This window comes from Maribacter sp. 1_MG-2023 (assembly GCF_030547005.1).
In the GTDB taxonomy this organism is placed as follows: Bacteria; Bacteroidota; Bacteroidia; order Flavobacteriales; family Flavobacteriaceae; genus Maribacter.
This window is the reverse complement of record NZ_JAUOPN010000014.1, coordinates 83,848-98,744: the sequence shown is the minus strand read 5'-3', so window position 1 is coordinate 98,744 and position 14,897 is coordinate 83,848. Positions and strand designations below refer to the sequence as shown.

Sequence of the window (14,897 nt, the reverse complement as noted above, 5' to 3'; positions counted from 1 at the left end):
ATGAAGAAAATATTAGTTATAGATAATTACGATAGTTTCACTTATAACCTAGTGCATTATTTAGAAGAATTAGGTTGCGAGGTTATTGTAAAACGTAATGACCAACTTACCCTAGAAGAGGTTGATGCTTTTGATAAAATTGTACTTTCTCCAGGCCCAGGTATTCCTGATGAAGCAGGTTTACTAAAACAAATCATTAAGAAATACGCTCCTACTAAAAGCATTTTTGGAGTTTGTTTGGGGCAACAGGCAATCGCCGAAGTATTTGGAGGTTCCCTAATAAATTTGGATGAAGTGTATCACGGTATTGCAACTAAAATAAAAATCACAAAAGATGATATTATTTTTGAAGGACTTCCAAATGAAATTGAAGTTGGCAGATACCATTCTTGGGTGGTAAATCCTGATTTACCAGAAGTTTTAGAAACAACTTCGGTTGATGAAAACGGACAAATTATGTCGCTTCGTCATAAAACTTATGATGTACGTGCCGTACAATTTCATCCAGAATCCGTGCTTACTCCAGAAGGAAAAAAGATGTTAGAAAATTGGTTGAAGGCTTATGCTTAATTACCATATAATAAGCATTAGATTTTACTTAATACAACTAAGAGAATGAAAGAGACACTTAATAAACTTATAAATCACGAAATACTTTCTAAAGAAGATGCGAAACGCATTTTGGTAAATATTGCGAAAGGTGATTACAACACAAGTCAGATTGCTGCTTTTTTAACAGTATATATGATGCGTAGTATTACTATTGAAGAACTTGAAGGATTTAGAGATGCATTGTTAGATTTATGTTTGGCAGTAGATTTATCTGCCTATAACCCTATTGATCTTTGCGGTACTGGTGGTGATGGAAAAGATACTTTTAATATTTCTACTCTTGCCTCTTTTGTTACAGCAGGCGCAGGAGTAAAAGTTACTAAGCATGGTAATTACGGAGTATCTTCTAAATGTGGTAGTAGTAATGTGATGGAATTTCTAGGGATAAAATTCAGTAACGACGCTGGCTTCCTAGAAAAATGTATAGATGAAGCTGGTATTTGTGTTTTACACGCTCCCCTATTTCACCCTGCCATGAAAAATGTGGCTCCTATTCGTAAAGATTTAGGCGTAAAAACGTTCTTCAATATGCTCGGCCCAATGGTGAATCCTGCTTTTCCTAAAAATCAAATGGTAGGTGTTTTCAACCTAGAACTTGCCCGTATGTACGGATATTTATATCAGAAAACCGATAAGAATTTCACCGTTCTGCATGCTTTAGATGGGTATGATGAAATTTCTTTAACGGGAAGTACTAAAACCATTTCTAACCATACAGAAAGCATGCTAAAACCATCTGATTTCGGTGTAAAAAAAATTAAGCAAAGTGATATTGTAGGCGGAGATTCTATTGATACTTCTGCTCAGATTTTCTTGAATGTTTTACAAGGCAGAGGTACAGAGCCGCAAAATAATGTTGTGTGTGCTAATGCCGGTATTGCAATAGCTACAGTAAATAACCTAACACCTTTAGAAGGTTTTGAAAAAGCTAAAGAATCGCTTTTAGGTGGACACGGACTAGCAGCTTTGAAGAAAATACAAGAACTAAGCAGAAATTAAGCAGATTACTTCATACATTGAAATGACGAGGTAATAAAGAACATATATTGCATGAACATTCTAGATAAAATAGTAGCCGATAAACGCAAAGAGGTTGAATTGAAAAAATTGATCATTCCGGTGTCTCAACATGAAGCATCTGTACTTTTTAATCGAAAAACTAACTCTTTAGCTCAAGCACTTAAAAATAGTGATACAGGTATTATTGCTGAATTTAAACGTAGGTCTCCGTCCAAAGAAAGTATTAATCAAAATGCTAATGTTGGTCAAGTTGCCAAAAGTTATGAGAATGCCGGAGTTTGCGGAATGAGCGTACTTACAGATATTAAATATTTTGGTGGTGCTATCGAAGATTTAATTTTAGCACGCGCATCGGTTAATCTTCCATTACTACGTAAAGAATTTATCATTAGCGAATATCAAATAATCGAAGCCAAAGCATATGGTGCAGATGTTATTTTACTTATCGCAGCAATTCTAACAAAGCAAGAAATTAAGACCTATTCTGAACTGGCTAAAAGCTTAGGTTTAGATGTTTTATTAGAGGTACATAATGAAGAAGAACTTCATAAATCTATTATGCCCAGTCTAGATATGCTAGGTGTAAACAATAGAAATCTAAAGACTTTCGAGGTAAGTTTAGATACTAGTAAATCTTTATCAAAATTGATACCAGATGATTTTGTAAAAGTCTCTGAAAGCGGAATTAGTTCTATTGATGCCATCAAAGAATTAAAACCTTATGGTTATGAAGGTTTTTTAATTGGAGAAAATTTTATGAAGACAGATAACCCTGGTAAAAGTGCCATTCAATTCATCAAAAACTTGAAAAACTAATGAAACTGAAAATTTGTGGAATGAAACTGAATACGACTGAAGTTGCGCAATTGCGACCAGACTATTTGGGCTTTATTTTCTGGGAACCCTCTTCTAGATTTTTTGAAGGTGAGATCCCCGAACTTCCGCATACGATTAATAAAGTGGGCGTTTTTGTTGATGCAGAGATAGATTATATCATTAATACAGTTCAGAAATATCAATTACAAGGACTGCAATTGCACGGGCATGAAACTCCAGATTATTGTACTAAAATTGCAGCTGAATTAAAGAAATTGAATCATAAAGTCGACATTATAAAAGTATTCTCCATTAAAGAGGAATTCGACTTTGATGTTTTGACGCCGTATGAAAATGTGTGTGACTACTACCTTTTTGATACTAAAGGAAAATTACCTGGTGGTAATGGATATACCTTTAATTGGTCTGTTCTTAAAAATTACCCTTCTACCAAACCTTTCTTTTTAAGCGGAGGTATTGGTCTAAATAATCTGGATAAGATTAATGAATTTATGAAAACACCTGAATCTAAATATTGCTATGCCATTGATGTCAATAGCTCTTTCGAAATAGAACCAGGATTGAAAAATATTGAAGAATTACAAAAGTTTAAAGAAGCGCTATGAATTATAATGCTGACGAAAAAGGATACTACGGTGAATTTGGCGGTGCCTTTATACCTGAAATGCTGTACCCGAACGTTGAGGAACTACGACAAAATTATTTAAAATTGATGTATGAAGATTCTTTTCAGAAAGAATTTAATCAGCTTTTAAAAGACTATGTTGGTAGACCTTCTCCCCTATATTTTGCTAAACGTCTTTCTGAAAAGCACGGTTGTAAAATTTATTTAAAAAGAGAAGACTTAAACCATACTGGTGCCCACAAGATTAATAATACTATCGGTCAAATTCTTATGGCCCAAAAATTGGGTAAAACTAGAATTATCGCCGAAACTGGTGCTGGTCAACATGGTGTTGCTACCGCTACCGTTTGTGCTTTAATGGGTATGGAATGTATCGTTTACATGGGTGAAATTGATATTGCCCGTCAAGCTCCTAATGTTGCTCGTATGAAAATGCTTGGCGCAAAAGTAAGACCGGCAAAATCTGGCAGTAGAACATTAAAAGATGCCACAAACGAGGCTATTAGAGATTGGATTAACAACCCTGTAGACACCCATTACATTATTGGTTCTGCCATTGGTCCACATCCTTACCCAGATATGGTTACACGTTTTCAATCTATAATATCTGAAGAGATAAAATGGCAACTGAAAGAACATGAAGGGCGAGAAAATCCTGATTACGTAGTAGCATGTATTGGTGGTGGCAGTAATGCTGCTGGCACTTATTACCACTTCTTAGATCAACCTGAAGTTGGAATTATTGCCGTTGAAGCTGCTGGTAAAGGAGTAAATTCTGGCGAAAGTGCTGCAACATCTGCTCTTGGTAAAGTAGGTGTTATTCATGGTTGCAAAACCATGTTGATGCAAACAACAGATGGTCAAATTACAGAACCCTATTCTATTTCTGCGGGATTAGATTATCCTGGCGTAGGTCCTATGCATTCGCATTTGTTCAAATCTGGTCGTGCTGAATTTTACTCGGCAACAGATGACGAGGCTATGGCTGCAGGGTTAGAATTATCGCAATTAGAAGGTATTATTCCTGCTATTGAAACAGGACATGCGTTTGCTATTTTTGAACATAAAAAATTCAAGAAAGATGATGTTGTCGTCATCAGCCTTTCTGGTCGAGGCGATAAAGATTTGAATACATATATTGATTATTTTAAGCTAGCATAACCTATTATGAGCAATAGAATTACAACAAAATTACAAGAAGACAAAAAGCTTCTTTCTATATATTTTACGGCTGGCTATCCTGCATTGAATGATACCGTTCAAATCATTCAAGATTTGGAAAAGAACGGTGTAGATATGATCGAAATAGGATTACCATTTAGTGATCCTCTTGCAGACGGACCTACTATTCAAGAGAGCTCAACGGCCGCCTTGAAAAACGGAATGACTACCGAAATAATTTTCAACCAATTAAAAGATATTCGCAAAACGGTCTCTATCCCTTTAATTATAATGGGATACTTTAACCCAATGTTACAATACGGTGTTGAAGCATTCTGTAAAAAATGTCAAGAAATTGGTATTGACGGATTGATTATGCCAGATTTACCTTTAGATGTGTACAAAGAGGATTATGAGGCAACTTTTAAAAAATACGGACTTATAAATATTTTTCTAATTACGCCACAAACAAGTGATGTGCGTATACAACAAATTGACGATGCTTCTAACGGGTTTATCTATATGGTCAGCTCTGCTAGTGTTACAGGTTCAAAATCGGGCTTTGGTCAAGAGCAAGAAAGTTATTTTGAGCGTATAGCTTCCATGAATTTAAAGAATCCACAAATAGTTGGTTTTGGTATTAAGGACGAAGAAACTTTTAAGCAGGCAACTAAAACAGCCAAAGGTGCTATTATAGGTTCTGCTTTTATTAAACATTTGACTGCTAATGGAACTGATAAAACTGCTGAGTTCACCAAACTAATACGATAATTTGAAAGAGTTCATAAACAATTGGAAACTAATTATTCTAATATGCCTTACCTTAGGTTTAGCACCCTTTTTTCCTGAGCCACATATTGTAGGCAAATTAAAATGGATTTTTGGTGGCGCTAAAGGCATGGTTTTTATGGATTGGTTTGATGTTGTATTACATGGATTTCCGTTTATACTTTTAATCCGTGTTATTATTATAAAAACAATCAACTCACGAGCCCGTAAATAAATTACTTATTGCAATTCTATTGACTTCTAGCAACTTATAGAATTATGGGCTAATTCTCAGTATTTAAAATAATAAAAAGGTTGCCCAAAACGGGTAACCTTTTTATTTTCTACCCTACTATTAAAACAGATTTAAAAAGCTGGCTTTCCCGTGCTAACATAAATGACATGCAACTGCTAAGTGAAACTTTTAAGTTGATTCATTTTTTATATAGAAAACCTTAACAAATGCTACCATCTAATTAGAGTACAGTTCCCTCCATTTTGCTTACATTTAAAGAATATATCCACGAGAACGAACATGAAAAAATTACTTACCCTTCTATTAATTATATCTCTTTATTCTGGCTACTCACAAGACTCTATTCTAATAAAATCTAAAGTTGCCAATGCAATTGTAGAATTAAGAGAATTTGTTGCCATACCTAATGATGCCTTAAACGCAGATGATATAGATACTAACCTCTATTGGCTAAGAAAAAAATTTACCGAACGCGGCTTCAATAGTACCATTCTAGAAACAGAAGGATTACCACTTTTCTTTGCTGCCCTACCAATGGATGATACTAAACCTACCATCTTATTTTACATGCATTTAGATGGGCAATCTGTTGATGCTAAAAAATGGGATCAGCCTGATCCTTACGCAGTAGTGCTAAAATCTAAAACTGATGATGGCTGGAAAAAGGAATCATTTTCAGATTTAGAAGATGACATTAATTATGACTGGCGACTTTTTGGCAGATCTACTTCTGACGATAAAGGACCTATTGTTATGTTTTTAAACGCCATTGATGCACTAAAAAAAGACGGTATTGAAATACCTTATAACGTAAAGGTCATTTTAGATAGTGAAGAAGAGAAAAGTAGTGCACCATTACCGCAAGCTGTGCGCATATATAAAGATTTACTTAAAGCTGACTTCTTAGTCATTAATGATGGTCCCGTTCATGTTTCTGGTAAACCTACCGTTATTTATGGTTGCAGAGGTATCACTACATTATCTATCACCACTCACGGACCAATAAAACCTCAGCATAGCGGCCATTACGGAAATTACGCCCCTAACCCTGGTTTTCAATTAGCGCAACTTTTAGCTACCATGAAAGATGCTGATGGCAGAGTTTTAATAAAAGGATATTATGATGGAATAACTTTGGATGAAGCTACGTTAGAAATATTAAAAAGTGTCCCAGACAATATCGAAGAAATCAATAATAATTTAGCAATTTCTACTCCTGAAAAAGTAGGAAGCTTTTACCAAGAAGCATTGCAATACCCCTCTTTAAACATCAGAGGATTGGGTTCTGGATGGATTGGTGATCAGGCTAGAACAATTTTACCAGCTACAGCAACTGCAGAATTAGACTTAAGATTAGTTCCAGAATCTGATGGCAACAGACTTAAAAAATTAGTAAAGGAGCATATTAAAAACCAAGGCTTTCATGTTATGAGTACAGAACCAACTATGGAAGACCGTCTTAAATATGATAAAATTGTTGCCATTAAAGAAGGTACGGTTACAGATGCCTTTCGTACAGATTTGAATAATCCGTTTGGTAATAGCATCGTTAAAACCATAGAAACTAAATTCGGAGAAAAACCCGTTCAAATAAGAATAATGGGTGGTACTGTCCCTATTTCTCCTTTCATCAATGAATTAAAGATTCCGGCATTTATTGTACCAATGGTCAACGCAGATAACAATCAACACAGCCCGAACGAGAATTTAAAAATTGAGCAAATAGCATATGGTATCGAAACATTTTATGCGCTATTAAGTTCTAAAATGTAATATTCTGCCACATTAGAAATTATTTACAGTCTTTTATATAAATGCCGATTCTTCTGCCTTCAACCAGCAAAATTATCGGCATAATATTTGAATTAAGACTATTATGATATTTAAAAAGCACCTTTGGCTATTCCTATTTTCATATTAAACACAAGTTTTTCCAAAGAAGATTTTAAACGGACAGAAAATTATAAATACACAACAAAGCGATTGCTGAAATGTTACAACATGGCGAACACTATACTATTCAAATTACTTCTATTGGTTGTTTTCATGGCAAACGCCAAACCATTACTGTTTTAAACAATGAAGGTATTTTAACGGCTAGCTTAAATAATAAAAGAAAAATTCTATCTCAATCAGATATTAATGATCTTATTCATTTTGAACTTCAACTGAGAGAGATTCCATTAGGTGGTTGTACGACCATAGACACCTATAGTATCAGTAATGACTACGAAACTTTTACAACTAGAGATGGCACTTGCAGCTGGCAAGGGTATAAATCACTAGTTGCCATTTTTTAGATAGATAAAAAAGTGTAAGCAACCATCTTTCTAATAATCAACATATTACCGTGACGCTTGTCAAAATAGGTAATACTCCATAAATATCACGAAACTATCACAAGAGTTATCACAATAAGTTGATATTCTTGTGATTACATTGTTATATGATTTTTATTCATTTGTCTGTAACCAAAAAAAACAGAACATATGAAAAATTTCAACTTTTTATCAATTTTAATGCTCTTGCTAGTTATAGCAAGTTGCTCAGATGACGATAATGCCGTGTCTAATGTAATCATACCTGCATCGGGTGACATTGCCGGCGGACCCTTTACTTTTTGTGTAGACGGTGTACCTGATATGGTAAGTGGCATAACCCTTAACAGTGAAAGCGCTACAGGCACTAGCAGCACATGGGTAATTACTGATGACCAAAATAATATTCTTGGTATTCCTCCAACTTTAGAGGCAGTACAAGGTGTTGATTTTGATGCTGCGGGTGCAGGTACTTGCTTTATTTGGTACCTAAGATATGAAGAAGGACTAACCGGACTCGAAATGGGTTTGAATACCAATGGTTTTGAAGGCTCTTTTGATTTATCGAACTCCATCGAGGTGCAAAGAAACGAAACCATGGCAGGTGTTCTTTCAGGTGGACCTTATGAATTTACCGTTGATGGCAATGCCGATTTCGTTACGGATATTTCTTTAGATGGTGAAAATGCAATTGGTAGTAATAGTACTTTTGTCATTACCGATGATGAACTCAATATTCTTGGATTACCACCAACATTAGAAGCTGTAAAAGAAGTTGATTTTGACATGGCAGGTGCAGGTGTTTGTCTTATCTGGTATTTACGATATGAAGATGATTTGATCGGTGCCGAAGCAGGTATGAATGCGGGAGAACTTGAAGGCTGTTTTAGTTTGTCTAATTCTATTCAAGTTACTCGATTAGATGCTGCAAATGCTGGAATAATTTCAGGAGGTCCATTTAACTTTTGTGTTGATGGTGAAGTAGATAACGTTTATGGAATTACTTTAGACAGTTCAGAATCTACAGGTAGCAATAGCAGCTGGGTTATTACTGATGAACAAGGAAAAATTTTAGGTCTTCCACCTACATTAGAAGCAATAGAAGGGGTGAATTTTGATGGAGCAGGTGCTGGTACTTGCTTAATATGGTATTTACGCTATGAAGGTGAATTGAACGGACTAGCTGTTGATATGAATGCAAATGACCTACAGGGGAATTTTAATTTATCTAATTCAATTGAAGTGGTTAGAAGTAAAACCGAAGCCGGAGTTTTAACTGGTGGACCATATAAATTCTATGTAGATGGTGAAGCTGACCATGTAACCGATATTATGCTAGATGCCTCTGAAGCTTCAGGAACAAATAGCACATGGGTTATTACAGATGAAGAATTGAATATTCTTGGTCTTCCACCAACTATTGATGCTGTTAAAGGTGTAAACTTTGACGCCGCAGGTGTTGGTACTTGTTTAATTTGGTATTTAAGATATGAAGATGGTTTAGAAGGTGCCGCCATGGGCAATAACGCTGCAGACTTAAACGGATGCTTTGATCTATCTAACCCTATTGAAGTTCAAAGAGTACAAGGTGTAAATGCAGGTACTTTAGAAGGAGGTCCATTTAGCTTTTGTGTTGACGGTGAAGTTGATAATGTATATGGTATTACGCTAGATAATTCCAACGCAACGGGAACTCAAAACACTTGGGTTATTACTGATGATCAAGGAAAAATATTGGGTCTACCTCCAACACTTGAAGCTGTAGAAGGTGTCAATTTTGACAGTGCCGGTGCAGGAACTTGCCTAATATGGTACGCACGTTACGAAGGTGAAATTACAGGACTTGCGGTAGATATGAATGCAAATAACGTTACAGGAAATTTTGCACTATCGAACCCATTGACAGTGGTAAGAACAAAACCTGAAGCCGGTACAATTACGGGAGGTCCGTTTGAATTTATTGTCGATGAAACTGCTGATTTCGTTACTGGTATTACTTTAACCAACGAAAATGCGTCAGGAGCAAATAGCTCTTGGATAATTACAGATGAATCTGGTAGAATACTTGGATTGCCACCAACTTTAGCAGATGTACAAGCTGTAGATTTTAACGCTGCCGGTGAAGGAACATGCTTTATCTATTACATTAGATACGAAGATGGATTAACAGGTATGGAACCTGGCTGGACATTTGATGAGTTCAATGGCTGTTTTGATATTTCAAACAATATAAAAGTGGTTCGCAAGGTTCATTAATCCATAACGAATTCAATAAAAAAAGGCTCTGTAATTAAATTTACAGAGCCTTTTTTAATTTTACTAAAAAATATTATGCCGAATTTCTACTAGCATTAATATTACCATATAAAGATCGTGTTACAATTTTCTCATATAACTCTTTATACTCCGTTCCCTCACCTATTCTTTGAAGTGCATATTGTTGTATAACCAATAACGGTAAAACAATATTCTCTCTAATCTTAATAGACTCTCTAGAAATTGCTTCTTTTTGCATTAAAATTTCCATACCTGACAATTTCAATAGCATGGTTTTAGAAAGCTGGTATTCTGCCAATAAAATCTCCCAGAATGCCCCGTATTCCTCATTCTCTTTCATATAACTGGTCAATTCAAAATAACATTTAGAAAGACTCATCATACTATTCATCATTAAAGCTTGAAAGAATGGTACCTCTTGATAAAGTTTCTGAGCTTCAGCAAATCTTCCACTGTCTTCTAAGTTTTTTAAAGCTGTACCTATACCATAATAACCTGGTACATTTTGCTTTAATTGGCTCCAAGAACCTACAAAAGAAATTGCACGTAAATCTGATAACTCTAACTTAGCCTTATTCCCTCTTTTACCTGGTCTACTACCAATATTAGCTTTTGTATAATACTTAAGCGTACTCATATTTTCTAAATATGGCATAAACTTATCATGATGCTTTAAGTCGTCATATTTTTCAAAGCTCATTTCAGATAATTCTTCTATCAGCTCTCTATCTGAATCTGATATAACAATTTCCTTCTCTAAAATTGTATTAGACAAACCAGCGGTCAATAACTGTTCACTATTATAAATGAACTGTTCTTTTGTACCATATGTACTAGTAATGGTCTGCCCTTGAATGGTCAGTTGAATTTCGTTATTTGCAACTTTATTTGTCTGTGCTGCATAAAAACGATGTGTTTTACCACCACCTCTTGCTGGTGGTCCACCCCTACCATCGAAGAAAATAGCTGCTATACCATGTTCGTCGCAAACTTCTGAAAGTTCTTCTTTAGTTTTTAAAATAGACCAGTTCGCTTTTAGGTAACCACCATCTTTTGTACCATCAGAAAAACCAAGCATAATAGTCTGCTTATCATTTCTATTTTTAACGTGCGCTTTATACTCTGGTAAATTGAATAAAAACTGCATGGTAGCCTGCGCATTATCCATTCCGTTCATGGTTTCAAACAATGGTACGATATCAAAAGTAATATCTTTACCTGCCCAACCACACCATCTAAATAGTGCATAAACGAAAAGAATAGAGAATACATCTTCAGAATTACTAATGATGTATCTATTACAACCTTCTTCGCCATTCTTATCTTGAATGGTCTGTAGTTGAAGTATGTTCTTAACAGTATCTTTTACAATATCTTCTTCATAATCATCTGCTACCAAATTCAAATTCTCATGTAAAAGAATATCAATCAATTTTTCTTCAGATAATTCACTTAGGTCTTCTTTGATCAATCCGTTCTTTTTCAAGACCTCAACCATCACCTTAGTATGCATACTATGGTCTTGACGAATATCTATCGTTGCAAAGTGAACTTTAAAGATTTTCACCTTATCAATTAACAGCTCTAAATCTTTTAAATAAAGGCTCTGATATTTTTCAATAAGTATTAATCTGATTTCTTCTAACGGTATAATTAAATCTTCATAACCAATATCTTTAGAGCTATCGAACATAGCGGTATAAAGATTAGATCTTAGCTTTTGTAATGGTTCTTGTACATCTTTGAAGGTAAGTTTATGAACCAGCCCTTTTAAATCGTTGTAATAGCACTTCATTAAAGTTAAACGAAGCTCGTTCATTACATCTCTAGTAATATCTGCTGTTACGAACGGATTACCGTCACGGTCACCACCAGGCCAAAAACCTAATTTTACTATATCATGATTTTCAAAGGCTTTTGATCCTACACTACCTTTGATATATGCATACATTTCACCAATAGCATCATAGTATACATGTCTTAATGTATAAATAATATTTTTTGCTTCATCTAAAGGTGTAGGCTTCTTAGCGTTTATTAAAGATGTGAGTCCTAATTGTTGTAGACCTACATCGATCTCATCTATTTTATCTTCTAAGATTAATGTTCTAAGATTGGTGATTATATCTAAAACTGCTGGTGTATAGAACTGTGTTGGGTGTGCTGTAAGCACTATTCTTGCGCTGAAATTACTCAGTTTATCCCAAATAGTATCCCATGAATTATTTTTCTCAACTAACTGAAAATAATCTTTCAATGATAAAGAACTAGAATGTTTTTGCAACTTCGGGAACGCAGCATCTTCTACACTATCATAAAGAACCACTTGGCGCTCTACGTACTGGATAATACGGAACATAAAATCTATCTGCTCTTTTTCTGATTTTATTTCTACAAAGTTCTCAAAAAAGTTTTCTAGAATTTCTTTCGGATTAAGACCTTCGCTCAATCCCTTTTCAGATTGATTCAGCAATAACGGAATCAACATACCCACATTCTCAATATTCTTATAGGGTAGGTTTAAAAATAGACTGTTATAGACATTAAACTTATTTTGGACAGATTTCTTAAATTCTGCCAACCTTTCTTGTTGTTGCATATATTAAAAACTTTGGGCCATATCGTTATGGCAAACTTGCTAAAATTCGAACATAAATATCGCTATTCCAAGAGAATTTGGAGAATGATTTTTGTGAAATATCATTTTCATAGAAGTATACCACAAAATAGTGCGTATTGACAACAAATATTCCATAAAACAGCTAATGCTTTCTACCTTTACAAGGTAAATAAGTAATAAAATTTTTCATTTTCATATAGTGTTCTCGTAAAAGAGTCTTGTTTTAAAAGCAAGACTCTTTTTAGTTTCAAGAAGTTTTGAAAATATCTTTTCGGGTCAGAAATAATCTTTATACTGTAGCACTCTAAAATCTATCGTATTAAAAGTAGGATCTTGCAGCTTCATCTTCTTATAACCAACAAGACTACCCACTGCCCTATTTGCCGCCCCAGAAGGTGTAATTAAAGAAACTGTTTTAATGGTTTTACCAGTGATGGGATGTGTGAATTCATGAATTCTAGGTACTTCATCAGAAATTCTTACTAGCGACACCGAGTACTCTTTTAAATGCTTTCTAAAAAAGTATTCAGGGCCATTTTTGCTGTTCCCTCCTGTAAATAAAAGCGTATGTATTTTGGTATATTTTTCTAAATAACTCAACACATCTCTTAATTCAATATTTTGCATACCAATATCTGAGGCATCTATTTTTGTACGTTCTGCTGAAGCTACAATATCACATACTCCGATCTTTCTATCTCTCAGAAATGCTTTGCGTTGTTCTATTGCCTGATCAGTAGTTTCAAACGCTAGATTTAAATCGAAAATTTTATTTAGAATAGGCCATAACTGTCCGTCTCTACTACCATAACAAAAATCAACATCCCCATTATTCAATTGCCCCGTCGTAAAACGTGGTGGTGGTAAAGTACCAACTATTAGTTTTTCAGTAGTAGCGTCAATAAAAGGTTTGTAAGGGTGTGTATGCTTAAATACGTTTTGCATTATAGTTTTATTCTCTTGAGCATATAATATGCTCTAATGATTTCTAAATTACTAACTTTAAAAGAAACCTAATAAAACGAGTTATGGGAAAAGGAGATAAAAAGTCGAAAAAAGGAAAAATATCTAATAATTCTTACGGAGCAAGACGACCACGTAAAATTAAAAAAAGACCTACTATTGAAGAAAAGATAAAAATTAGTAAAAAGAAATAACCTTAATCATCTATTCTAAATGTTAGCCCTACTTGGTTTTCTTCATCTAAAGTAATCTCGTAGGTATAAAAACCTAATGGTAATGAGTCTGAAGATACTTCTGCAGGAATATAATTTAAGCTAGTTGAATCTGTAAGAATTGATATTGTAGTATTGGCATAGCCAGTTTCAAATTCCATATACTCAGAAAACTTACCAGCTTCTACATTCTCATAAACAGTATCTTTCTCTGCTACACGAACTTCTGTAAACAAAAGTTCTGTACTGTTTAGAATACGAATATTAACCAAGTTAACTTCGTCATCTCTATCTGTGCAAGAGAATAGTAATACAACACAAATTACAGAAAGCAATAGAACCCTTTTCATAGACGTATTTTATATAGCTAAGAACGAAAAAGAGCAGATTATATTTTATCTAATAAAGACTGGCTGGTTTTCTTTTAAGGTATGCTCTTGACTAAATTCATAATCGTCTAGATTAAAACCTTTTATATCAGTAAGCGTTTTTGCGTCTGAGTCTAAAATATACCTCACCATAGCGCCTCTAGCTTTCTTGGCAAAGAAGCTAATAATTTTCAATTTATCATTTTTCCAATCTTTAAAAATCGGAGTAATAATTTCTGCTTTAATATTCTTAGGTTGTAGCGCACTATAATATTCATTACTTGCCAAATTAACAAGCAATTCACCATCGGTCATTTCTTCATTTAAATGATCAGTAAGCCTACTACCCCAATATTCATATAAGTTCTTATTTCTGCCAATTTTTAATGAAGTACCCATTTCTAAACGGTAAGGCTGCATTAAATCTAGGGGTTTTAGCATACCATATTGTCCTGATAAAATTCTAAGGCTTTGTTGTAGCTTATCCATTTTTTCTTCAGATAAGGTATAAGCATCTAATCCTGTATATACATCACCACTAAAGGCATATATTGCCGGTCTAGAATTCTCTGGTGTAAACGGTGTTGTAAAATCTTGATTACGCTGCCAGTTCAGTTGCGTCAAATTATCTGAAATAGACATCAATTCTGAAAGTGCTGCCGGCTTCTTTTTCTTCAGAATTTTATTTAGCTTTTCAGCATCTTCTATAAATTCTGGAGAAGTAAATTTTGCCATTGGAAGCTCACTTACGTAATTCAATGACTTAGCCGGAGAAATAACAATTTTCATAGTGCAATTTTAGATGCCCAAAAATAAACAGGATAAGTAGGAAGACCTACAAAAGATACAAAAGAGTTTAA

Annotated in this window: 15 protein-coding genes; 11 read left to right on the top strand and 4 right to left on the bottom strand. The window is 34.4% G+C overall.

Annotated elements, in window-relative coordinates; genetic code table 11:
* The 10 genes from Q4500_RS15005 to Q4500_RS14960 all read left to right on the top strand — a co-directional run bounded on the left by Q4500_RS15005 (window position 1) and on the right by Q4500_RS14960 (window position 9,853).
* Window positions 1-570 carry an aminodeoxychorismate/anthranilate synthase component II gene (locus Q4500_RS15005; RefSeq protein ID WP_303600429.1) on the top strand — a complete coding sequence of 190 codons (570 nt, stop codon included), beginning with the start codon at window positions 1-3 and terminating at the stop codon, window positions 568-570.
* Window positions 571-615: 45 nt separating this feature from the next.
* Entirely contained in the window at window positions 616-1,611 is a 996-nt protein-coding gene (gene trpD, locus Q4500_RS15000; protein WP_303600428.1) for an anthranilate phosphoribosyltransferase, read from the top strand.
* A gap of 51 nt (window positions 1,612-1,662) precedes the next feature.
* Window positions 1,663-2,448, top strand: a complete 786-nt coding sequence (trpC, locus tag Q4500_RS14995; RefSeq protein ID WP_303600427.1) for an indole-3-glycerol phosphate synthase TrpC — start codon at window positions 1,663-1,665, stop codon at window positions 2,446-2,448.
* Complete coding sequence (locus tag Q4500_RS14990) at window positions 2,448-3,074, top strand: phosphoribosylanthranilate isomerase (protein ID WP_303600426.1); 627 nt, start codon at window positions 2,448-2,450, stop codon at window positions 3,072-3,074. Before trpC ends, Q4500_RS14990 begins: the two co-directional genes overlap by 1 nt.
* Entirely contained in the window at window positions 3,071-4,255 is a 1,185-nt protein-coding gene (gene trpB, locus Q4500_RS14985; RefSeq protein WP_303600425.1) for a tryptophan synthase subunit beta, read from the top strand. Before Q4500_RS14990 ends, trpB begins: the two co-directional genes overlap by 4 nt.
* Window positions 4,256-4,261: 6 nt before the next feature.
* Entirely contained in the window at window positions 4,262-5,026 is a 765-nt protein-coding gene (gene trpA, locus Q4500_RS14980; protein ID WP_303600424.1) for a tryptophan synthase subunit alpha, read from the top strand.
* Window position 5,027: 1 nt separating this feature from the next.
* Window positions 5,028-5,258 (top strand): hypothetical protein, encoded by a 231-nt coding sequence (locus Q4500_RS14975; RefSeq protein ID WP_303600423.1) that lies wholly within the window; start codon window positions 5,028-5,030, stop codon window positions 5,256-5,258.
* Window positions 5,259-5,558: 300 nt separating this feature from the next.
* Window positions 5,559-7,052 (top strand): M20/M25/M40 family metallo-hydrolase, encoded by a 1,494-nt coding sequence (locus Q4500_RS14970; RefSeq protein ID WP_303600422.1) that lies wholly within the window; start codon window positions 5,559-5,561, stop codon window positions 7,050-7,052.
* A 218-nt stretch (window positions 7,053-7,270) separates the two neighbouring features.
* Entirely contained in the window at window positions 7,271-7,579 is a 309-nt protein-coding gene (locus Q4500_RS14965; RefSeq protein WP_303600421.1) for a hypothetical protein, read from the top strand.
* 189 nt (window positions 7,580-7,768) lie between these two features.
* Window positions 7,769-9,853, top strand: a complete 2,085-nt coding sequence (locus Q4500_RS14960) for a hypothetical protein (RefSeq protein ID WP_303600420.1) — start codon at window positions 7,769-7,771, stop codon at window positions 9,851-9,853.
* Window positions 9,854-9,926: 73 nt separating this feature from the next.
* On the opposite strand, the gene Q4500_RS14955 is transcribed toward Q4500_RS14960, so the two are convergent.
* Window positions 9,927-12,473 carry a phosphoenolpyruvate carboxylase gene (locus Q4500_RS14955; protein ID WP_303600419.1) on the bottom strand — a complete coding sequence of 849 codons (2,547 nt, stop codon included), beginning with the start codon at window positions 12,471-12,473 and terminating at the stop codon, window positions 9,927-9,929.
* A gap of 297 nt (window positions 12,474-12,770) precedes the next feature.
* The gene (locus Q4500_RS14950) at window positions 12,771-13,439 is read right to left on the bottom strand and encodes a uracil-DNA glycosylase family protein (RefSeq protein WP_303600418.1); all 669 of its coding nucleotides are present in this window, start codon (window positions 13,437-13,439) and stop codon (window positions 12,771-12,773) included.
* A gap of 83 nt (window positions 13,440-13,522) precedes the next feature.
* Here Q4500_RS14950 and Q4500_RS14945 point away from each other — a divergent pair, with 83 nt between their 5' ends.
* A complete protein-coding gene (locus tag Q4500_RS14945; RefSeq protein WP_073247302.1) occupies window positions 13,523-13,651 on the top strand; it encodes a 30S ribosomal protein THX in 129 nt (42 codons plus the stop codon).
* A 2-nt stretch (window positions 13,652-13,653) separates the two neighbouring features.
* Here Q4500_RS14945 and Q4500_RS14940 read toward each other — a convergent pair whose 3' ends face one another.
* Entirely contained in the window at window positions 13,654-14,019 is a 366-nt protein-coding gene (locus Q4500_RS14940; protein ID WP_303600417.1) for a hypothetical protein, read from the bottom strand.
* Window positions 14,020-14,064: 45 nt separating this feature from the next.
* Complete coding sequence (gene yaaA, locus Q4500_RS14935; protein WP_303600416.1) at window positions 14,065-14,826, bottom strand: peroxide stress protein YaaA; 762 nt, start codon at window positions 14,824-14,826, stop codon at window positions 14,065-14,067.
* Between the last annotated feature and the right edge of the window lie 71 nt (window positions 14,827-14,897).